The sequence below is a fragment of the Microcoleus sp. D3_18_C4 genome, assembly GCF_036702355.1.
Classification (GTDB): Bacteria; Cyanobacteriota; Cyanobacteriia; order Cyanobacteriales; family Microcoleaceae; genus Microcoleus.
This window is the reverse complement of the sequence record NZ_JAUBTF010000005.1, coordinates 12,891-32,830: the sequence shown is the minus strand read 5'-3', so window position 1 is coordinate 32,830 and position 19,940 is coordinate 12,891. Positions and strand designations below refer to the sequence as shown.

Genomic DNA, 19,940 nt, shown 5'->3' with positions numbered 1-19,940 from the left:
GGGAGAGGGGGAGAGTGGCGCATAGGAAAAATCTTCCTGGTTTATTCTTTTTTCTTTTGACTAATGACTTCAGCACAAGAGAGCCTTCAGATGAGGCTGTTTTAATGGGCAGAACTTTTGCAAATTAATCAGCAAAAAACTTGTCAAAGTGGTGGTAATTGTAGCTAACCTATAAATATAACTTTGGGTAGATGTGCCGATGAGTTGGTTAGGTAGAGAACTAGAAAATTGTGAAATAGAAGAGTCTGCAACTCTTGATAGTAAGGTGACTGTTCAAGGACGGAAAACAGGTTATCCGCGCCCCCAACTGCGCCGGAGCAACTGGATTTGTCTCAATGGTCAGTGGAAGTTTGCTTACGATGACGCGGGCCACTGCGTGCAGCCGATCGATATTTCTGAGTGGACTCACACTATAGAAGTGCCGTTTGCTCCAGAATCCGCAAAAAGTGGGATCGGCGACACAAATTTTCACGCCAACTGCTGGTATGAACGCGAATTTGACGTACCCCACACAGAAGGCAGAGTTCTCCTCCACTTTGGGGCCGTAGACTACCGCGCCCGCGTCTGGGTGAACGGTCAGTTTGTCATAGAACACGAAGGCGGACACACTCCTTTCACCGCAGACATTACAGCAATTGTGAACCTCAACGGGCCGCAGCGGGTGACAGTCTGGGCCCAAGACGACCCGCAAGATTTGGAGAAACCGCGCGGCAAGCAAGACTGGCAAATAGAGCCGCACAGTATTTGGTATCCGCGCACGACCGGGATTTGGCAGACAGTCTGGGTAGAATTGGTGCCTCACACTTATATCGAGCGCATCCGCTGGACTCCGCAGTTTGAACGCTGGGAAATCGGTTTTGAAGCGTTTGTCGCGGGCGATCGCCAGTCCGGAATCCAGATTAAAGTTAAACTGTCGATCGGCTGTTTGCTGCTAGTCAACGACACCTACGAAGTCATCAACGGCGAAATCCACCGCCGCATCGCCCTCTCAGACCCTGGTATCGACGACTACCGCAACGAATTGCTGTGGAGTCCCGAAAAGCCGACGCTAATTAACGCTCAAGTACAGTTGTGGGCCGACGGCAAACTACTCGACGAGGTAAAATCTTATACCGCGATGCGGACGGTCAGCATCCAGCGCGATCGCTTCATGCTCAACGGCAGACCCTACTATTTGCGACTGGTGCTCGACCAAGGTTACTGGCCCGACACCATGATGACTGCCCCTTCCGACGAAGCTTTGCGCCACGATGTCGAATTAGTCAAAGCAATGGGTTTCAACGGCGTCCGTAAGCACCAAAAAATCGAAGACCCCCGATTTTTGTACTGGGCTGACGTGCTGGGGCTCCTAGTTTGGGAAGAAATGCCCAGCGCCTACCGCTTCACTCCCAAAGCCGTGCAACGGCTGACGCGAGAGTGGACGGAAGTCATCGACCGCGACGCCAGCCACCCCTGTATCGTAGTCTGGGTGCCGTTCAACGAATCTTGGGGAGTTCCCAATTTAGTCGAAGCGGCAGCCCACCGCAACTACGTGCAAGCGCTGTATTTCTTGACAAAAACCCTCGATCCGACTCGCCCTGTCATCGGTAACGACGGCTGGGAAAGCATCGATACCGACATCTTGGCGATTCACGACTACGACAACAACCCGCAAACCCTAGCCAAGCGCTACGGGCCCGAAGTCCAGCTAGCCGATTTGTTCGATCGCGGGCGTCCGGGCGGGCGTATCCTCACCCTCGACGGCCACCCGCACCAAGGACAGCCGATGATGCTGACAGAATTCGGTGGCATCGCCTGCGCCGGCCACGAAAACCCGGATTTTTACAGGGTTTGGGGCTACGTGCGCGCATGGGACACGAAGGAACTGCAAAGGCGCTACACCGCGCTGCTGAAGGTGGTAAACCAAGTGGAAATGTTCAGTGGATTTTGTTACACGCAGTTGACCGATACTTACCAAGAAGCTAACGGTTTGCTGTATGCCGATCGCACTCCCAAATTTCCCCTAGAGACGATGGCTGCGGCAACTCTCGGCTGGGATATTCCCGAAGAAAGTTCACAGCCGCAAGCTATTACTCAGTGCTAATCGGGCATGGGGCATGGGGCATGGGGCATGGGGGATCGGTTATTAGTTATTAGTTATTAGTTATTAGTTAATTGCTAACAATTACCAATTTCTAAATTCCTAATGCCCAATGCCCAATGCCTAATGCCCAATGCCTAATGCCCAATGCCCAATGACCCATTACCCATTCGATTGATGTTTCAAAGTTTTTTCATGGGCGGATTTGAATGTTCCACCCACAGAGTGCAATCTGGAAAACGCCTCGATGTCACAGCCGCCACCGGTCACGATAAATTTGCAGCAGCCGACTACCAACGCTTGCAGGAACAAGGCATTTATACAGTCCGCGAAGGCCTCCGCTGGCACTTAATTGAACAGACACCCGGAAAATACGATTTTTCCAGTTCCCTGCCAATTATCCGGGCCGCCCGCGACATGAAAATGCAGGTAATTTGGGATTTGTTTCACTACGGCTGGCCAGACGATATTGATATTTTCAGTCCCGAATTTGTGTCCAGGTTTGCAAACATGGTGCGCGCTTTTATGGAAGTGCTAACTGAGGAAACAGACCAAACACCTTTCGTGACACCTGTTAATGAAATTTCATTTATTGCTTGGGCCGGCGGCGATGTTGCCTACATCAATCCGTTTGCAAAAGGGCGCGGAGACGGGCTAAAAATCCAGTTAGTCAAAGCTGCGATCGCAGCGATAGAGTCAGTTTGGGAAGTCAATCCCCGCACTCGCATCGTTCAAATCGATCCCACAATTAACATTATTGCCGATCCTGACAAACCGGAGGATCGGGACGCAGCGGAAGGTTATCGCTTATCTCAATATCAAGCTTGGGATATGTTGGCTGGACGTTTTCGCCCGGAACTTGGCGGCAAGGAAAAATATCTCGATATTATTGGGGTGAATTATTACGATCGCAATCAGTGGATTCACAATGAAGACCCGATGAAATACACCGATCCGCTGTACCGCCCGTTTCGTGAAATGCTGCAAGAAGTGTTTGAGCGCTACCGCCGCCCCTTATTCATCGCAGAAACAGGTACTGAAGACGATTTTAGACCTGTCTGGTTTAATTATGTGTGCACTGAGGTAATGGGGGCGATGAAAGCAGGAGTTCCGATAGAGGGAATCTGCTTGTATCCGATTGTCAATCATCCGGGTTGGGACGACGACAGGCACTGTTACAATGGTTTGTGGGATTATTGCAATGAATCGGGCGATCGAGAAATTTACCAGCCTTTGGCGGATGAATTGCAGTTTCAAAGGCAGCAGATTGAACCGTTGTTGAAGTTGAACAAATAACAATCGGGGCGATCGGCGATTTAAAAATAGGCGATTTCAATCGGCGATTGAAATCGCTTCTATACAAACGAAGTCCGCCTTCGCGGACTAAGAGATTGAGGGGTTTTTAAGCCGGATTTGGGATTAGATATAAAGGGGAGAGCGATCTTCTATTTCCTGGGAGGAATGAGGGGCGATCGCTTCTGAGTTAGGACTTACGAACAGACATCTGTAGGGCGATGCACAATCTTTAATTTTATCCTCTTTGGTAAAGTGAACTAAACTTAGATTGAGAAAACTCTCCATTTTCCACAAAGTGTTGAAGAACTGGACGAAGTTCTTGAAGTTCTGATTTAGTCAAAGAACCGCGAACACCCATTTCAATAGCACCTAAAATTCTGTTTATTGTTAAAATTTGCCTGTTAAGGTCATTATTTGGTACAATTTTTTTCAGTTGTTCACTTTGAAGTTCATGGCGGGTAGCCTGTAGTTTAGCTATCATATCTTCACGACTCCAGCCTTCGAGTTGTTTGAGTATAGATGTAATTGTCATATTCTACAATCTCCTTTTCTTGACAAAATGAAATCAATTGAGTTTTTGAGAATGATAGGGCAGATTAAAACTCCCATTCATGATCTGGATCGTCAAGGGCGGTTCTGACAGATGTCAAATTAGCAAGGTCTTTGAACGGACTAGACTTAGCTATTTCGGTAATTGAAGTCATGGCTAAAGCTAACTGGTTATTATCACCCATTGCTATTGCTTCATCAACCTTTTTAAACAGAAAGTAAAAGTTCTTAGCACGCTCATCAAACGAGCCTTCAAGATACTCGATCAAAGCATCTCGTTTTGCTTGAATGTCGGCAATTGTTGCTTTTTCCCAAGCTTCTATACCACGCCGTTTAGTCTGTTCTTGCTCGGCAACTATTTTGTATTCGGTGTAAGCTTCAACAACATCGCGGAAGCACTCAGCAGCAGAGCCTGGATTAAAGATTTTTACAGGAACTTTTTTAGCTCTCATTTCTATTTGCCTGGGAAAATTCGATATTTCAACAGAACAGAATCCTAAAACACCCGCGTCTGCCACCAAGGAGTATTCTTAATTTCCTTCTGAAGATGGCGGACTTCTTTTTGAAGATTTCGGACTTCATCCATCATGGATTTTTGGCGAAAGAGGCTGATAGCTTTCTGAAAATCTGCTACGGCTTCCTCTCTTTTTGCCTTTTCTCTGCGTATAGAACCCCTTTTAACGTAGGCATAAGCATTGTCTGGCTCTATTTTGATGGCCTGATTGTAGTCGGCAAGAGCTCCCCGCTTGTCTCCCTTTTCATGGCGGACACCTCCCCGGTGAAAATAAGCATCTGTACAGTTTGGTTCTCTCTTGATGACTTGATTGTAGTCAGCTATTGCACTATCATAATCCTTGTTTGCTACGTGTGCATGACCGCGATACAAATAATTAACTGCTTCATTAGGGCTAAGCTTTATAACCTGAGTGAAATCGGCAATAGCTCCTTTATAATTTTTTACTTTTCCGCGAGCATAACCCCGCTGAAAATAAAGGTTAGCATCATTAGGTTTAGTTTTGATAACTTGAGTGAAGTCAGCAATGGCTTTTTTGTAATGTTCTAACTCAACAAGTAAACAGCCCCGCGTGAAGTAGGCATCGACACAGTTAGGGTCAAGTTTGATAACTTGAGTATAATCAGCAATAGCACTCTCATAATCCTCTAGTTCAGTATATGCTAAACCACGACAGTAGTAGGCATTCACATTACTGGGATCGATAGTGATAACTTGAGTGAAGTCAGCAATGGCTTCTTTGTAATTTTTTAGTTCGCTGTAGGCACTTCCTCGTATTAAGTAGATATCCCCATTGCCGGGAGCGAGTTTGATGACTTGGGTGTAGTCGGCAATTGCCTTGTTATAATCATTTTTAGCGACGTAAATGTTACCTCGATTGCGGTAAGCATCTACATAGCTAGGATCGAGCTGGATAGTTTTAGTGTAATCTGAAATTGCTCCTGCATAATTGTGCTGTTCATCGAGAATACAGCCGCGCACAAAGTAGGCATAAACATTTTGAGAATTGAGTTCGATCGCTTTCGTAAAATCTTCAAGAGCGGCCCCGTAATCTCCACTTTCAAGCTTTTCTATTCCTCGGTTAAAAAAGTCTTCATCGCTTTTGAAGAAATCAAAAAATCCTGTAATTCCCTTAGATACGCCTTTGCCTACATTCTTAACTGTAGATTCTGCTTTGGCACCAGCCATTGCTACGCCTTTGCCTACATTCTTAACTGTAGATTCTGCTGTGGCACCAGCCATTACACCGCCAGCCATGATTAAAGGAATAGCCAGAGGCCCTAGAGCAGCCGCACCCAAAGTTACACCAGCCGCAAGTGCTGCACCTCCTCCTACAAATGCACCCGCTTGATTTTCTTTTGCCTCACTACATATCTGATGTAAATCACCAACATTTCCTAAAATTTCCCACGGATTCATTGCAACCTCCTTATTTTTAAGCAGTAAGGTGGGAAATGCCCACCCTACAAATAGATTTTCTGCGTAAGTCTTGAGACTACTTCGATCGTGATTTCTATTTCCCTGGTAAAATCCGATATTTCTCCAAAACCTTCACAGTACCGAGATTAAGCTTACCGTCATTGTTTAAAACAGGGGTTTTCAACATTTCTACAAGTCCCTTCATCAGAAGTCCTACCTGTTGGAACTTCTCAGCATCCCTCTTAGCATCAAAAGGCTGAGATTCTAGTTTACTCAAACCTTCAACAGCACGAGTGTTCATGGATTCAAACACTCCTCTCAACTCAGTTATCCGCTGTCTTACCTGTTTGGCAAAGTCCTTAGCAAGTTTCATGTCTGCGATCGCCTTATTGACTTGAGCTTCATGCTCTCGCGCCTTTGTCATCGCTTTCTCGCCTTCACTAGCAGCAAAAAAGCCGCCAATCGCCAAAGCTGGTAAAAGCGTGATACCGCCTAGCACAAAAGCACCAACAGCCATACCACCGCCACCAGCCGCCACCGCTCCACCGCCAAACCATGCTAAAGTTGCATTCCAAGCAGCCGCTCCACTGAGAGTTGAGATAGCGGTTCCGGTGCTTGCAGCTCCTAGTGAAGTAACAGCACCAATAGCACCGCCGTAACCTGCTGCGGCTGCTCCAGCAGATTTAACGCCAGCCATAAAATATTGTTCTGCTCCTACCGCCGCAGCTTTGTACTCCTTCATCTGCTGAACAGAAAAATCCATCCCTTCTAAAAGCCGCTTTTCACTTTCTGAAGCCTTCCGACCAGTATTTTCAAGGAAGGTAACAAAGCGCTTAATTGTGCTTCTTATGACATTCAGTTGCAGTTGACCGTACTCTTCGGCTAATCTGTTTGTGGCTGCTTCTTCTCTTTTCAAATCTTCAACCGCACGCTCGAATCGCTTTTGAGCTTCCTGAGCAAGTTCATTAGCTTTCTGACCTGGATAGAATGAAGGCATAAAATACTCCTAAGTCTGATTTCTCGACATCTTAAAAACAGAGGTTTTTTTAGAGACTTTGGCTTGATAACTCTGTAGAGCAGAAAACGCTACCTCGCAAAAAGTGAGCCTTGCGCGAATTTCCTGTGTAAAATTAATCACGATCCTGCTTTCCCTGATCCTAATCTAACTACCTTTAACAAAGAAACTAATAAGCATTAGGAATCGTGTTAGACTTTGATTATAAAAAATCCAAAAACCTATCCCCTGCAATGGCATCCTCTAACGATCGCTTCTCCGAAGCTGCCCGCGACTGGGACTTAGAAACTCTTTACACAGACCTAGCATCCGCCAAGGGAAAGCGGCTCACGCCCACAGAGAAACAACATCTAAGGGGTCTACTCTGCGGCTACAGTCCCGCCGAAATTGCCGAAACGCTCAGTAAAAACCCCAAGGGAATTGCCGTTGATTTCTGTAATACTTTATACCAGTATGTAAAAAATCTTGTAGGTAAAGCCGATGAAAAGGTAGAAAACTGGAGGAAGATTTGTGAATGGCTGGAGGACGCAGGATATAAAACTCAGCCGTCTCCCGAACCTGAATCAGGTGATTGTTTACCAATAAAATTCTTAATAAAAAAAGCCAATGTAGTTGTTGATAAAAATCAAATCATAGTTGATATCAACCTGCGAATAGTCGCATCCTCACCTTCAGAAATTCCCATTATAGAAAACTTCGATATCAATGGCAATGGTGCAAACTAACGAAAGTGCGATCGCACGCATCAGCTTAATGTTAAACCGAATAGCAATAAGGGCGGGCAAAATGCCCACCCCACATACTAGATATCACTTTGATATCAGACTTAAATTTTCAATACCCCCAGGGGAATTCGAATCCCCGTCGCATCCGTGAAAGGGATGTGTCCTAGGCCTCTAGACGATGGGGGCGCGTCGTTGCGTTTGCTTGTGTTCCGCACCTTTATTACCTTAACTAATCTTTCCCAATCTGTCAACTACTTTGCGAAACTTTTTTTTCTAGTCGTCCGAAAGCTCGTCACAGTAGGCTTTGAGGATGGCGGCGCAATTGCCGATCGCCCCGAGATGAGCAATTTCAAAGCCGTGGGTGTTCTGGGTGGGGAAAGCCAAACAAGCGGCGCGGGCTACGTGGCCGAACTTCATGGCGATCGAAGCATCGCTTCCAAAACCGCTAATTACCGCCAACTGCACCTCTACATCGGCTGCTGTGGCTGCTGCGCGCAATTGGGCGTTCAATCCTTCATCGTAGACTCCGTAGCCGTCCTGAACCAGCAAAACCGGGTTTTCGCTGTCACGAATCGGGTATTCCGGCGCCAGAGGGCAAATTTCCAAAGCGATCAGCGCGTCCAACGGCTGGCGCTGGGTGAAATACAAAGCTCCGATCGCCCCAACCTCCTCCTTCGCCGACGCTACCAAATAAACATTTACTGCAGGCTCTTTCAAACATTCCGCCAGAGCCAGCAAAATCGCCACTGAAGCCTTGTTGTCCAGAGTGTAGCTCCCGATCCAATCCTTCAACCGTAGCGGGCGCTTGCGGTGCTTTCCCACCACCATCCGCGTGCCCGGTCGAATTCCGGCCTCGGCTAATTCCTCGGCGGAACACTTAGTTTCGATCCAGGCATTTTCCCACTTTAAAGAAACATCTTCCTGCTGAGCTTTCTGAGGAGATTCGTGAGAAACATGGCGGGAACCGAAGCTGAGAATGCCACTAATTGTTTGCTTGTCTCCGAGCAAATCCACCACGCCTTCGCCGTAAACCCAAGGAAACGCGCCGCCCAATCTGCGGACTTCCACCCTGCCACTCTCGCCTATTGTTTTAACTAGGGCGCCAATTTCGTCTTTGTGGGCGGTAATGGCGATCGACTTTTCGGGATTGCGGCCCTTAATTAGGGCGATCGCATTGTCCGCGCGATCGATCCAAGCATTCACTCCTAGGGCGGCGAATTTTTCCATCAACCGCTGGTTAATTTCCGACTCCGCACCGCTGGGTGAGTGCAGCATTACTAATTCTTCGATTGTTTGGAACAGGCGATCGAACTCTAACATTTTTTATTTTAGTTTTTAGGAGCGAATTTTGACGACATATATTAAATCACATTTACCCACTATTTCCCGGCGGTACACTTAGTTTCAATTCAGGCATTTTCCCACTTGAAAGAAACATCTTCCTGCTGAGCTTTTTGAGGAGCGTAGGAATGAAGCAATTGGAGGCAGCAAAGGGCCATTGAGTAACAAGATTCATGCGATCGCGTGGATGCGTTGAGCAATCCGTTGGGGTTTCACCTCACCCCCGACAAACTGGTGACGCGAGTAGGAGGCGACCAACTGCAGCCATTACTGGTGGCGGATACACTGCTGGCTAACAAGGGCTATGATCCAGATCAGCGTGTGATTGACCGCCTCAATGCCGAGGGGAAGATCACCGTCATTTCACCTCGCCGCAATTGCAAGACCCTGGAAACTTACGATGCTCAATTGTACAAAGCCCGTCATTTGATTGAGAACTTTTTCCCCAAGCTCAAGCAGTATCAGGCAATCGCGACGCGCTATCACCCTAGGGCGGTGAACTTTCCGGCGTGCGATTCTTCTGGCTGCTGCGGTCATCTGGTTGAATTGATGACACCCCCTAAATTAACTTGACAGTGCCGTAAACTAATATGCCTGACCTCTTGAGCACCTTCTTTTCTAATAATTTCATTCCTCACGGGCATTGTTACCTCTGGAAACCGGGGTTAGTCTGGCTGCACTTAACGTCCGATGCCTTGACTACCCTCGCTTATTACTCGGTGGCGTTTGCCATTGTTTACTTTACGAATGAGCGTAAGGATCTGCCTGCTCACACCGTGATGCTGCTGGTGGGTTTCTTTTTTATCTTTGCATTATGTGGCACGACGCACCTGATGGGAATAGTGACACTTTGGCACCCCATTTATTGGGTTTCAGGACTGATCAAAGCTGTCACTGGTGTTTGGTCTTTCTATACGTTCACCTTTTTACTGATTCCCTTAATTCCAGTGGCACTCGATACGCCCAGTCCAGCTCAACTTGCCTTTACAAACCAGGAACTAGAAGAGAGTCGCCGCCGTATCCAGGCGATTAATGTGGAGCTAGAACAACGGGTGCAGGAACGCACTGCCCAACTGGAAGCTTCTAATCGCACCAAAGACGAATTATTGATGCGTGAACAAATAATTCGGGCAGACGCAGAGGCAGCCAACCGTGCCAAGGATGAGTTTCTCTCGATTCTTTCTCATGAACTCAGAACTCCTCTCAATGCGATCTTAGGGTGGTCAACGATGTTAAGGCAGAAAAACCTGAGTGAGGATAAGGTGGCGCGGGCTTTGGAGACGATCGAGCGAAACGCGAAGTCTCAAGCCCAGCTCATCGAAGACATCCTCGATGTTTCTCGCATCATCACAGGTAAACTGCGCCTCCGAGTCCGTCCTGTCAACCTCGTGCCGGTGATTGAATCGGCGATTGAGTCTGTACAGTTGGCGGCTGAGGCAAAGTCTATTCGCCTGCAAAGCGTGCTCGATTCAGAAGCTGGCCCGCTCTTGGGTGATGCCGATAGGTTGCAGCAAGTTGTGTGGAATCTACTTTCTAATGCCCTCAAATTTACGCCTAAAGACGGGCGAGTCCAGATTCGTTTGCAGCGGGTTAATTCCCATGTTGAAATTACTGTCAGCGATACTGGGGCAGGCATCAGCTCGGACTTTCTACCGTTTGTCTTCGATCGCTTCAGCCAGCACGACAGCACGACCACTCGCAGTTATGGGGGGTTGGGTTTAGGGTTAGCCATTGTGCGTCAATTAGTTGAATTACATGGCGGGACTGTAACAGTAGTGAGTCCAGGGATAGGACAGGGGACGACCTTTACAGTCAAACTGCCCGTGATGATTATCCATCTACCACCGAGCGATCCAGAGCCATTAAACTCGATCGTCGAGGCGCATGGGAGGTTTCAGGCCGCGCCGACCCTTGAAGGCTTACAAATCTTAGTTGTAGAGGACGAGGCTGACGCGCTAGAGTTGCTGAGCACAATTCTCGAAAAGTATGGTGCTGATGTCATGGCTGTGGCTTCGGTCAAGGAGGCCTTGACCATTATCGAAACCGCAACTGATCGCAGCCCCGATGTTTTAGTGAGCGATATTGGGATGCCGGATGAGGATGGCTACTCCCTGATCCGCAAGTTGCGTCAATTTGAAGTGCAGCGGGGCGGTAGGCTACCCGCGATCGCGCTGACGGCTTATGCCCGGAATGACGATCGTCAGCAGGCACTATTAGCAGGTTTTCAGATGCACTTGACCAAACCCGTAGATGCTGCCGAGTTAGTGGCGGTGGTGGCCAGCCTCACCGGACGTATAAGCAGGTGCTAAAACCCAGGTATTCTTGAACAAATGTTGCGTTTGAGAATAATGGGCTTCTTGTCAGCTTGGGGTGAAGGCTAGGGGTGAAGGCAAATCAAGCTTGTGAGGTATCTGCTCAATAAGTCGGGGGAGCAGTTATTCTAGCTACCAGGATAAGCCCAAGGGAAGAAGAGAAGATTTTTCGAGAATAATAGTCCCCAAAGATGGAATATTTCCCAGTTGAGAAATGCGGTCACGCACATACTCAAAAAACTGATTGCCAACTGACAAGTAATAGCAACAATAGACATAAAAGTATCCCAAGCCTGAGTCCCCTCCATAGTCTGATTCCCATAGCTAATATTACGGTGCTGCACCATAGTCCGGGCAGCTAACTCCGCCGGATTATTATGCAAAGGTAATTCGGGATGCTCTAAAACCCGCTCGCAACAAGAAATGCTTTGGCAGCAGTTAATTGTTTTCGTTGATCCAATAACTCATCATCGCTTAAAGTGTCAAAAAGTTGCCAAAATTTAGACTTTAATTCCCGTGCAGCTTCTGCACTCGGGCAATCTTTGTAAGCTAATAATTCCCGGTAATAATCCCAAAAATCTTTGAGAAACTGCTCTAAAATCACTGGATGGCAGGCTACTACTGGACCTAACTTCTGGCAATAAGCCTGTGGCAAAAAAATATGTGTGATCCTTAAAAGTTTGCTCAAGTTTAGGTCAAAGTTTGAGTTATTGGGTAGATTGGCATCTGCTTAAACTTGCGTAGCCTGCTAGATTATAAAAATGGCTAAAATTTCCATAATGGCACAAAAATATTTTGCAAGAGATCTCTTATATCCCGTCTTAAATGAAGGAGAGTTGTAAGGATTCAGGTCATGCGAAAAGCAGTAAAACCTATACGCTGTAAACATTTGGTGGAATAATCATCAAATATCCATTTTTATTAAGAAACCATGAAAGCTTTTATTTTCGTACCTATTGAGAATTAAGCTGTTGATTTAGCGAATGCTGGAATTCTATAAGTCTTTCTGTGGCTACGTTTCAGATACCTGAATCCTTACGGAGAGTTGATTATTCAATGGGACTAAAAAACACAAATCATGGTAATTTTGTATCACAGTTTAAATGCACAACAGCTTATCTAAACTATCCTTATATTTTGGTTGGTTTATCCTTGGTTATAAATAGACCTCTTGCAAAAAAAATCTATGTTAGAATTAAAGGTTTTGAGTTTTAGACCTGAGAGCCAACTCATAATTGTCAAGTGCTGATATAACCTGCAATCTGTTCTACTTAAGCCAAACCTTTGATTATAGCATAAAATTATTTTGCAAGAGGTCTAATATTCGGTAATCTTAATTTATTACTTGGGTTCAAGGATTTAATTGATAGAATAAATCAATTCCAACCCTTTTATTTTTATGTTTGAGCTAGCTTATTTCTTACTTCTTTAATTCGCAGAGTGACAGAAGATGGATATCAGGGTTTGGATCACGCGCTGACAGGGGCATTTTTTACGTAGTGGTATAACTACTCGGAACCCACAAATATGGCAATTCGTCAAGCGCTAGTGGGAGAGGGTAAATTAGTATTGGGTAGGGAAAAATCTACAGGAAGTATCGAAGTGCCTGTCCCATTCGCCTTGGCAGCAGGCTCAGGCTGGTAAAGTTGGATACGAGCGCGCCCAAGTCGTTTAGCTTGATAAAGCGCTTGGTCGGCTGCAGCAACCAGAATTTCGGCTCCCGATTCAGATGCAGGGACAATACTCGCGACGCCCAGGCTGAGAGTGACGTACGAGCTCACCTGAGAACCAGCGTGAGGAAGCTGTAAAGCTGCGATTTTGAGCTCTATGTGTTCGGCTACCAGCACCGCGCCTTGAATCGCGGTATTGGGCAAAATAACGGCAAATTCTTCGCCTCCGTAGCGAGCTACTAAATCGGCGGGGCGATTGACTGCATTGCCGATCGCCGCGGCGACTTGTCGCAAACATTCGTCTCCCCCTGGGTGCCCGTAGGTATCGTTGTAGCTTTTAAAAGAATCAATATCGCAGAGAATCAGGGACAGAGGCGTTTGTTCCCTGGCTTGTCTGCGCCACTCCATTTCTAAATACTGATCGAAACGGCGGCGGTTTGCTAGTTGTGTGAGTTCGTCTAAAGTTGCCAAGCGCTCTAACTTGAGGTTGGCCGCTTGCAACTGCTGGTATAGTTCTGCTTGCTTGATCGCGATCGCCAACTGGGTGGCCAGAGAAGACAGCAACTCTACTTCCAACTGCATCCACTGCCGGGGACTGCACTGGTGGGCCATCAGCAGCCCCCACAACTCGTCTCCTTGCACTAAAGGCACAACCAAATAAGCTCTCACCGCAAATTGTGCGAGCAAGTCAATTTGATATTGCGGCAAATCCGCGGCCAAGATATCGGCGATCGGTCGGATCGCTCGATGTTGGTACGCTTCGAGATAGAATTGGTCAAAACAGAAATTTTCCAGGGTTTCTCCCAACATGGGCTGGCAGTTGGGAGCTACAGATTCCACTGTCACCGCCCCCGTCGCCGGGCCCGCGCAGAGACTGCCGGTACAGGGGTTGAAGCGCACGATCATCACTCGATCAGCCTGAAGGAACTGACGCACTTCTGTCACTGTCGTGCTGAGCACTTCGCCCAAATCCAGAGACTGGCGGATGTGCTGAGTAATTGTCGCCATCAGCAGTTCTCGTTCATTCTGCTGCCGTAGCGCCTCTTCTGCCCGCTTGTACTCGGTGATATCTTGAGCGGTGCCGAAAATTTGTTTGGGGCAGCCGTCGGCTGTACGGGCGAAAACTTGGTCACGGCAGCGAAACCAGCGCCATTCGCCCGATCGATGTTTGAGGCGATATTCCAACTCCAAAATATGCCCGTCTTGAGTCGAGGGAAATTTTTGCTGATGGGCTTTGAGCCTCGGCAAATCTTCTGGGTACACCAAACTCGAGTACAAAGCAGTTTGCATCTGTAAAATTTCGTAGGGAGTGTAGCCCAGCAATTTAGAAGCTTGACCGTTGACGTAAACGTTTCGCTGTTCGGTCAAATCGTAGATGTACAGTAAATAAGGCGCCGCGTCAGCAATCTGCTGGATGAAATGCTGGCTCGATCGCAATTCTTCCTCCACCCGCTGACGCACTTGCACTTCTTCCAAAGCTTGATCCCGCATTGTGCGGTAAGCTTGAATGCGGTGGGTGAGGTCGGTCACGTCTTGAATCACCAGCAGCGCGTAGAACGATGGGGAATTCACCCCCGGCCATATTGATGACGAAACTGAGGGTGGAGATTCCCTAGACACAAAAGCACTTCTTGATGATCGGGAGCCGACATTACCGTCTGATTCCAGCTCAAGAGTATGGAGAATCCAATCTCTAATCTCCTGTTCTTCAATGCCAGCCTCCAGTGCCGGCACAGCAGTCACAGTAGTTTGCTGAATTCGCTGCTGGCCGTCTTGCCAAGTTGCCGGAATCAGGTGTTTGTGAATTTGAGAAGAAAAAATTGTTGGCGGGCCTCCTGCAAAGATTTGCTTGAAGCGAGTGGCGTACTTTAACTGACTCAGGTGAGGAAAATGGGTTGTGATCTTTGTTCCCAATATTTGGCTGCGGGGAATTTTAGTCCACTCTTCCAGACAAGTGTTCCAAAACAGCACCACAAAATCATCTTGCAGCAAGCAGGCGCCGACTGGTACGCTGTCGAGAACCCCAAACTTTTCCTTAATACTTTTGCTCTCCTCAATCATAGACCCCCGGCAAGTTGATTGATAGCAGTCAACAAGGTGTCAAAGGAATTAACATTGAAAATAAGAATAATATCTCCTTCAATGTGAAGCCTTTCAATCATGAAACTGGTCTGGGCTAATAAAACAACTGTATCAGTAGCTAAACCGCCAGAGATCAGCAAACTAGCAATCGTCCCTTCACTATAAGTGGGAATTGAGTAGTTTAGGCGCTGCTGAAGCACGTTGCTGATTGCACCCATAACCCCATTAATTACAATATTTCCCACTTCACTCAGCGTACCAATTTTGACTGAATCGAGATCGTGAGTTCCTTCTTCCCCTGTGAGCATCGTCACCAGCAAAGCAGCGCTGTTGGTGGGAAAGACTAGCTGGGCAATGCCTCCAAAGGAGCCTGTGAATTTGAGCTGGACAGCAGCGATTTGCTCGCCGTTGAGGTGCTGCTCTAACTCTTCTTCCACGTCGGTGGGAGTCAGAATTTGAAGGTACGGGATTTGCAAGCGAATCGGGGAGTCGATCATGTCATTCAAAACCCCTGCGGCTTGACCGATCCCGATGTTGACGAGTTCCTGCAAAGCATCGAGCTGTCGAGTGCTTAATTTCATTGGGCGCTCTCCTCGCTGACACTGAGAGCTTTTTTGATCCACCCGATTAGTTCGTCTGAGTTGGGCATTTTGTGAATGACTGCCAGGGCTCCGAGATCCATGCACTCGGAGCGGGTGCTGGCTTGAATGTCTGCGGTAATTACGATCACTGGAATTTTATATCCTCGATCGCGCATAGCTTGCAGGACTTCCCGACCTTCCATTTCTGGCATCAGCAGATCTAAGAGCATACAGTTTGGAGTTTTAGTGCCGAGCTGTTCTAGAGCTTCTGGGCCGCTGGATGCTTCCCAAGTCTCGTATCCCTCTGCTCGGAGAATTTTGCAGATTACCCTGCGAGTCAACCACGAATCTTCGACAACGAGAATTGATGTCACTACGTTCTCCTCCTTCTATTGTTAGGACTGACCGGTATTGCAGGTACTGCTTTTATCTTGACATTAATTTAAAGTGCTGGGACGGTGTGTGATCGAGCTTCACTTGGAATTCCTGTTCTTAAAAACTAACGCATTAATGTATTGGATAGTTTAGTATCTTGGACTATGTGAAGAAAAAACCCGGTTTCTGAATGAAACCAGGTTTGCGGGATCTCTATTGCTCCTAACATGGGCGCTCAATTATAGATTACCAAACGCTTCCGAAGGGACTCTACTCGCTGTTTGGCCGTGGTATTGTCTGGCTCGCAGGCGAGAGCTTGTTCATAGATTTCCAAGGCTTGGGCTGTTAATTTCTTGCGCTCGTAGGCGTGACCCAGATTATTGAGAGATGTAACGTATTCTGGCTGCAACTTCAGGGCTTCTTTGTAGTGGCGGATGGCGATGTCGTACTGTTCTTGGCCGAAGTGTGCAAAACCGAGGGCGTTGTAAATAACAGCTTGATTTTCTTCGCCTTCTAAGTCTTTGGCTTTCAGGGCTTTTTGAAACAGTACGATCGCCTGGGAGTAAAGCTTTTTATCTAGATAGATACTTCCTAATTCGTAGTATTCCTGTGCTGTTCCTTTTTCTACTGTCAGCTTATTTTCTAAGCGTTCCAGAGACATTTCCAGCTTCCGAGTTTTGAGAATCTGGCGCACCACAAACCAGGAAGTGCTGCCGAGTATAGCGAGCAGGACTGACAAGTAAATAATGAGCAAATTACTATCCATGTTTTTCTTAAATTTAGGTAGGTCTGCGGAAGGTTTTATTTATTTTAAGGCGGTAGAAATCTCTGATATCTGCCTCTGCAACTGTATAAAAAACAAGGAAATAGCGATCGACCGGCCCGATCGCGATTTCTGAAAAAGCAACAGCCCAGAAGTAAGAACAAAGAAGGAAAGTTTGTCTCAACCTCCTAAATTCATCAGGAGTTTTCCTTCTCTGGCAGACAGTTAAATCTTTCTTACTTCTGCTTTGTGCATTCTGAAAATCAACCTAACTTTCAGGCTCCGGCTCGATTAGCCATTTCCACGACTTTACCGAATGTTGCGGGGTCAATGATCGCCATTTGTGCCAGCATTTTGCGGTTAATTTCGATGTTGGCTTTTTTCATGTTGCCGATCAGTCTGCTGTAGCTCGTGCCGTGCTGGCGCGATGCAGCATTGATCCGAGCAATCCACAGGCGGCGGAAATCGCGTTTGCGTTTTTTGCGATCGCGATAACCGTTACGCAGGGCCTGCATCACCCGTTGGTTAGCTGTGCGGAACTGTTTCGACTGTGCGCCTCGGAAACCCTTGGCTAATTTGAGAATTTTTTTGCGGCGCGCTCTGGCGACATTACCGCGTTTTACCCGTGTCATCTTTAATTTCCGTTAAACTTTACAAGTATGGAAGCATTAACCGCACGTTAGCATCGTTGGTCTCGTCGATGACGACCAGCTTAGAGAGACGGCTTTTGCGAGCTGAACTTTTGTGCTGTAGCAAGTGGCTTTTGTAAGCTTTGCGGCGCACGATCTTACCGCTGCCGGTCGCTCTAAAGCGCTTTGCGGCTGCTTTGCGAGTTTTGAGTTTTGGCATGGACTGGTGTTATTTGGACACAAGCTTCAACCGTATCACATTTGTGGTACTTTCTGCAAGGGAGATTTGCGGGTTGGGGGCGGCGCTGTATTTGGGGCAATATACAGGATGGGCGATCGGCTAATCTTGTGGTTGTTTCCGGCAGTCAACACTTAGTATAGAATGTTATACCGCACTTGCGGTATCATTAAGCGTTCATGAAATTCAATCTCAAAAAAAATTAATTTCACAGGTTCCAGCGAGCCGAGCCTTACCTTTTTCGGTCGATTTATTTCGCAATAATTAAACCATAAGTTTATGGATCGAGATGAGTTTGAAGAATGGCTCTACGACTAAAAGCGTTTGTAAACCCTTAAATTTGTGCAAATTAAAAATGCTGGAATCATGCCGATATTAGCACTCGAACCTTACAAATAAAGGAGGTATTTAAACTGAATTTAGTATTAAACTCTCAATACAGGCCTTTCGGGATTTTCGGGATTGGGAACTAGACGCTGATTTTTGCAATCTACCAGCAAATCTAAAGTTTCTAACACAGTTTGGCCGATTAGCACCATATCGCCTAAAACCATTGCCGCCTCAATTGTCTCGCGCCCTTCTATTTCAATGATAATAGGCCCAGTCAATCCTACTGTTTCTTGTCTGCCATCAGCATATTTTGCTATTTCCTGACTCCTAATTCTTAAACCCAGGTGTTCGCAGACTTCTACAGGAATAGCTGTGCGTACTGCGCCAGTATCTATGAGTGCTTCAGCTTCGTACACACGCAACAGATTTGGATTGAGCAATCCTCTCTTGACTAACTCTTCATCAATGGCATTCGTTAGCTTGACTTTGACTCGAACTGCACCCATATTTTTGCTGGATTGAGTTAGATCGCGATCGAGATTTATCATATCGCCTCTCTTTTCGTCTATAAAGTCTACCTTTGATTCTAGCCCTAATTTATGGTAGTAAGATTCGCAGTGCACACCCTACAAGTAGAGTTTGTACGTAAGTCTTACAGCGTATTGCAGGTTGAAGAAGTGCAGTAGGGACAAAGGCTTTCGCCCTGTCCCTACGGGGATCTATCACTCTTGTGGGGAGTAGGGGTTGGGCATCCTGGCAGCCCTAAACATACAAGTTAAATGCACAAAAGCTTACTCATCTTCTGCATAGATAAACCGATACAATTCGCTAGGATCTGGCTCAGCGCTTTTCTCAGCAAAATCGACTGCATCATCAATTACTGCTTGAATTTTATTATCGATCTCTTTCAATTCTTCAGCAGTTGCCAAAGTTCGATCGATCAAATCAGCAGCCAACTTCTTAATCGGATCGCGAGGGAACCAATATTCCTTCTCTTCCTTAGAACGCAACTCATCAGGATCGGCCAAAGAATGGCCGCGAAAGCGATAAGTCAAAGCCTCAATCAAAGTCGGCCCCTCGCCGGCTCGCGCCCGCGCTACAGCTTCTTTCGCCACTTCCCGCACCGCCAAAACATCCATCCCGTCAACCTCAAAACCAGCCATGCCAAAAGCATGAGCCTTCTTGTAAATCAGCGGATCAGAAGTAGCTCGCTCGTGGGCCATCCCGATCGCCCATTTGTTGTTTTCCACAACATAAATAATCGGCAACTTCCACAAAGCCGCCATATTCAAACATTCAAAAAACTGCCCGTTATTTGCAGCACCATCGCCAAAAAAACAAGCAGTCACGCCATCGGAACTTTCATCCCCCAAAGCTTCGCGGCGGTACTTCGATTGAAAAGCCGCCCCCGTAGCTACAGGAATCCCCTCAGCCACAAAAGCATAACCTCCCAACAGTCGGTGTTCGGCCGAAAACATGTGCATCGAACCGCCGCGGCCCTTCGAGCAACCAGTTTCCTTCCCGAACAACTCCGCCATTACCTCCCGCGCCGGCACGCCCGCGCTCAAAGCGTGAACGTGATCGCGGTAGGTGCTGCTGACGTAATCAGTGTCATCCCGGCGCATCGATCGAATCACGCCAGTAGAGACAGCTTCCTGACCGTTGTACAAGTGGACAAAACCAAACATTTTGCCCCGGTAGTACATCTCAGCACACTTGTCCTCAAAGTAGCGCCCCAAGACCATATCCTCGTAGAGCATCAAGCCCTCATCCCGAGAAATGTTTACGCTTTGCGCGTCAAAAACTGGTAAAGTCCGTTCCTGAACCATAAATAATTAATACCCGACGATCGGCTTCCTAGACTTCTAAATTTAAACCCAGATGGGACACAACCGCAGCAGAAAACGATCAAACGTTTTCTGTGCAACAGTTCACCAATTGTTAAAATGTGTTTAGCAGGCGGGGCGGATTGCGGGGACTCGGAGAACCAACTCCCATCTAAACCCCATGCAAACGAATGA

The 19,940-nt window shown here is 47.1% G+C and carries 19 protein-coding genes and 1 tRNA gene; 5 read left to right on the top strand and 15 right to left on the bottom strand.

Annotation, left to right across the window (positions count from 1 at the left end):
- The first annotated feature begins 199 nt into the window (after positions 1-199).
- Complete coding sequence (locus QUA90_RS03745) at positions 200-2,083, top strand: glycoside hydrolase family 2 TIM barrel-domain containing protein (protein ID WP_333322969.1); 1,884 nt, start codon at positions 200-202, stop codon at positions 2,081-2,083.
- A gap of 144 nt (positions 2,084-2,227) precedes the next feature.
- Positions 2,228-3,376 carry a beta-glucosidase gene (locus tag QUA90_RS03740; protein ID WP_333443901.1) on the top strand — a complete coding sequence of 383 codons (1,149 nt, stop codon included), beginning with the start codon at positions 2,228-2,230 and terminating at the stop codon, positions 3,374-3,376.
- A gap of 235 nt (positions 3,377-3,611) precedes the next feature.
- Here the strand turns inward: QUA90_RS03740 and QUA90_RS03735 are convergent, their stop codons facing one another.
- The 4 genes from QUA90_RS03735 to QUA90_RS03720 all read right to left on the bottom strand — a co-directional run bounded on the left by QUA90_RS03735 (position 3,612) and on the right by QUA90_RS03720 (position 6,855).
- Positions 3,612-3,908 carry a hypothetical protein gene (locus QUA90_RS03735; RefSeq protein WP_333443899.1) on the bottom strand — a complete coding sequence of 99 codons (297 nt, stop codon included), beginning with the start codon at positions 3,906-3,908 and terminating at the stop codon, positions 3,612-3,614.
- Between the two features lie 64 nt (positions 3,909-3,972).
- On the bottom strand, positions 3,973-4,377 hold the full coding sequence (locus QUA90_RS03730; RefSeq protein ID WP_333443897.1) for a hypothetical protein: 405 nt from the start codon (positions 4,375-4,377) through the stop codon (positions 3,973-3,975).
- 44 nt (positions 4,378-4,421) lie between these two features.
- Positions 4,422-5,858 (bottom strand): tetratricopeptide repeat protein, encoded by a 1,437-nt coding sequence (locus QUA90_RS03725; protein WP_333443895.1) that lies wholly within the window; start codon positions 5,856-5,858, stop codon positions 4,422-4,424.
- A gap of 94 nt (positions 5,859-5,952) precedes the next feature.
- A complete protein-coding gene (locus QUA90_RS03720) occupies positions 5,953-6,855 on the bottom strand; it encodes a hypothetical protein (RefSeq protein ID WP_333443893.1) in 903 nt (300 codons plus the stop codon).
- 251 nt (positions 6,856-7,106) lie between these two features.
- Here QUA90_RS03720 and QUA90_RS03715 point away from each other — a divergent pair, with 251 nt between their 5' ends.
- Positions 7,107-7,598: a helix-turn-helix domain-containing protein gene (locus QUA90_RS03715; protein WP_333443891.1), complete on the top strand. Its 492-nt coding sequence runs from the start codon at positions 7,107-7,109 to the stop codon at positions 7,596-7,598.
- Between the two features lie 113 nt (positions 7,599-7,711).
- Here the strand turns inward: QUA90_RS03715 and QUA90_RS03710 are convergent.
- Positions 7,712-7,784 (bottom strand) — tRNA-Glu (locus QUA90_RS03710).
- A gap of 87 nt (positions 7,785-7,871) precedes the next feature.
- Positions 7,872-8,918 carry a M42 family peptidase gene (locus QUA90_RS03705; protein WP_333443889.1) on the bottom strand — a complete coding sequence of 349 codons (1,047 nt, stop codon included), beginning with the start codon at positions 8,916-8,918 and terminating at the stop codon, positions 7,872-7,874.
- 204 nt (positions 8,919-9,122) lie between these two features.
- Here QUA90_RS03705 and QUA90_RS03700 point away from each other — a divergent pair, with 204 nt between their 5' ends.
- Positions 9,123-9,512 (top strand): hypothetical protein, encoded by a 390-nt coding sequence (locus QUA90_RS03700; RefSeq protein WP_333385016.1) that lies wholly within the window; start codon positions 9,123-9,125, stop codon positions 9,510-9,512.
- Between the two features lie 17 nt (positions 9,513-9,529).
- Positions 9,530-11,248, top strand: a complete 1,719-nt coding sequence (locus tag QUA90_RS03695; RefSeq protein WP_333443887.1) for an ATP-binding protein — start codon at positions 9,530-9,532, stop codon at positions 11,246-11,248.
- 403 nt (positions 11,249-11,651) lie between these two features.
- On the opposite strand, the gene QUA90_RS03690 is transcribed toward QUA90_RS03695, so the two are convergent.
- The 9 genes from QUA90_RS03690 to pdhA all read right to left on the bottom strand — a co-directional run bounded on the left by QUA90_RS03690 (position 11,652) and on the right by pdhA (position 19,748).
- Positions 11,652-11,939, bottom strand: coding sequence for a hypothetical protein (locus QUA90_RS03690; RefSeq protein ID WP_333443885.1), 288 nt, complete (start codon positions 11,937-11,939; stop codon positions 11,652-11,654).
- Between the two features lie 850 nt (positions 11,940-12,789).
- Positions 12,790-14,982 carry a diguanylate cyclase domain-containing protein gene (locus QUA90_RS03685; protein ID WP_333322982.1) on the bottom strand — a complete coding sequence of 731 codons (2,193 nt, stop codon included), beginning with the start codon at positions 14,980-14,982 and terminating at the stop codon, positions 12,790-12,792.
- On the bottom strand, positions 14,979-15,584 hold the full coding sequence (locus QUA90_RS03680; RefSeq protein ID WP_333067864.1) for a chemotaxis protein CheC: 606 nt from the start codon (positions 15,582-15,584) through the stop codon (positions 14,979-14,981). Before QUA90_RS03680 ends, QUA90_RS03685 begins: the two co-directional genes overlap by 4 nt.
- Positions 15,581-15,958, bottom strand: coding sequence for a response regulator (locus QUA90_RS03675; RefSeq protein ID WP_333213290.1), 378 nt, complete (start codon positions 15,956-15,958; stop codon positions 15,581-15,583). Before QUA90_RS03675 ends, QUA90_RS03680 begins: the two co-directional genes overlap by 4 nt.
- A gap of 236 nt (positions 15,959-16,194) precedes the next feature.
- Positions 16,195-16,725, bottom strand: a complete 531-nt coding sequence (locus QUA90_RS03670; RefSeq protein WP_333053714.1) for a tetratricopeptide repeat protein — start codon at positions 16,723-16,725, stop codon at positions 16,195-16,197.
- 272 nt (positions 16,726-16,997) lie between these two features.
- Positions 16,998-17,354, bottom strand: coding sequence for a 50S ribosomal protein L20 (gene rplT, locus QUA90_RS03665; protein WP_006634165.1), 357 nt, complete (start codon positions 17,352-17,354; stop codon positions 16,998-17,000).
- Positions 17,355-17,373: 19 nt separating this feature from the next.
- Positions 17,374-17,571, bottom strand: coding sequence for a 50S ribosomal protein L35 (rpmI, locus tag QUA90_RS03660; RefSeq protein ID WP_006634164.1), 198 nt, complete (start codon positions 17,569-17,571; stop codon positions 17,374-17,376).
- A gap of 443 nt (positions 17,572-18,014) precedes the next feature.
- Positions 18,015-18,467, bottom strand: coding sequence for a clan AA aspartic protease (locus QUA90_RS03655; protein WP_333322983.1), 453 nt, complete (start codon positions 18,465-18,467; stop codon positions 18,015-18,017).
- 243 nt (positions 18,468-18,710) lie between these two features.
- The gene (gene pdhA, locus QUA90_RS03650; protein ID WP_006634162.1) at positions 18,711-19,748 is read right to left on the bottom strand and encodes a pyruvate dehydrogenase (acetyl-transferring) E1 component subunit alpha; all 1,038 of its coding nucleotides are present in this window, start codon (positions 19,746-19,748) and stop codon (positions 18,711-18,713) included.
- Between the last annotated feature and the right edge of the window lie 192 nt (positions 19,749-19,940).

Excerpts from the sequence above, each read along its gene's own strand:
- QUA90_RS03705 (WP_333443889.1), bottom strand. The coding sequence starts at position 8,918 with ATGTTAGAGTTCGATCGCCTGTTCCAAACAATCGAAGAATTAGTAATG.
- pdhA (WP_006634162.1), bottom strand. The coding sequence starts at position 19,748 with ATGGTTCAGGAACGGACTTTACCAGTTTTTGACGCGCAAAGCGTAAAC.
- rpmI (WP_006634164.1), bottom strand. The coding sequence starts at position 17,571 with ATGCCAAAACTCAAAACTCGCAAAGCAGCCGCAAAGCGCTTTAGAGCG.
- QUA90_RS03745 (WP_333322969.1), top strand. The coding sequence starts at position 200 with ATGAGTTGGTTAGGTAGAGAACTAGAAAATTGTGAAATAGAAGAGTCT.
- QUA90_RS03655 (WP_333322983.1), bottom strand. The coding sequence starts at position 18,467 with ATGATAAATCTCGATCGCGATCTAACTCAATCCAGCAAAAATATGGGT.
- QUA90_RS03715 (WP_333443891.1), top strand. The coding sequence starts at position 7,107 with ATGGCATCCTCTAACGATCGCTTCTCCGAAGCTGCCCGCGACTGGGAC.
- QUA90_RS03670 (WP_333053714.1), bottom strand. The coding sequence starts at position 16,725 with ATGGATAGTAATTTGCTCATTATTTACTTGTCAGTCCTGCTCGCTATA.
- rplT (WP_006634165.1), bottom strand. The coding sequence starts at position 17,354 with ATGACACGGGTAAAACGCGGTAATGTCGCCAGAGCGCGCCGCAAAAAA.
- QUA90_RS03685 (WP_333322982.1), bottom strand. The coding sequence starts at position 14,982 with ATGATTGAGGAGAGCAAAAGTATTAAGGAAAAGTTTGGGGTTCTCGAC.
- QUA90_RS03720 (WP_333443893.1), bottom strand. The coding sequence starts at position 6,855 with ATGCCTTCATTCTATCCAGGTCAGAAAGCTAATGAACTTGCTCAGGAA.
- QUA90_RS03695 (WP_333443887.1), top strand. The coding sequence starts at position 9,530 with ATGCCTGACCTCTTGAGCACCTTCTTTTCTAATAATTTCATTCCTCAC.
- QUA90_RS03740 (WP_333443901.1), top strand. The coding sequence starts at position 2,228 with ATGCCCAATGACCCATTACCCATTCGATTGATGTTTCAAAGTTTTTTC.
- QUA90_RS03730 (WP_333443897.1), bottom strand. The coding sequence starts at position 4,377 with ATGAGAGCTAAAAAAGTTCCTGTAAAAATCTTTAATCCAGGCTCTGCT.
- QUA90_RS03725 (WP_333443895.1), bottom strand. The coding sequence starts at position 5,858 with ATGAATCCGTGGGAAATTTTAGGAAATGTTGGTGATTTACATCAGATA.
- QUA90_RS03735 (WP_333443899.1), bottom strand. The coding sequence starts at position 3,908 with ATGACAATTACATCTATACTCAAACAACTCGAAGGCTGGAGTCGTGAA.
- QUA90_RS03680 (WP_333067864.1), bottom strand. The coding sequence starts at position 15,584 with ATGAAATTAAGCACTCGACAGCTCGATGCTTTGCAGGAACTCGTCAAC.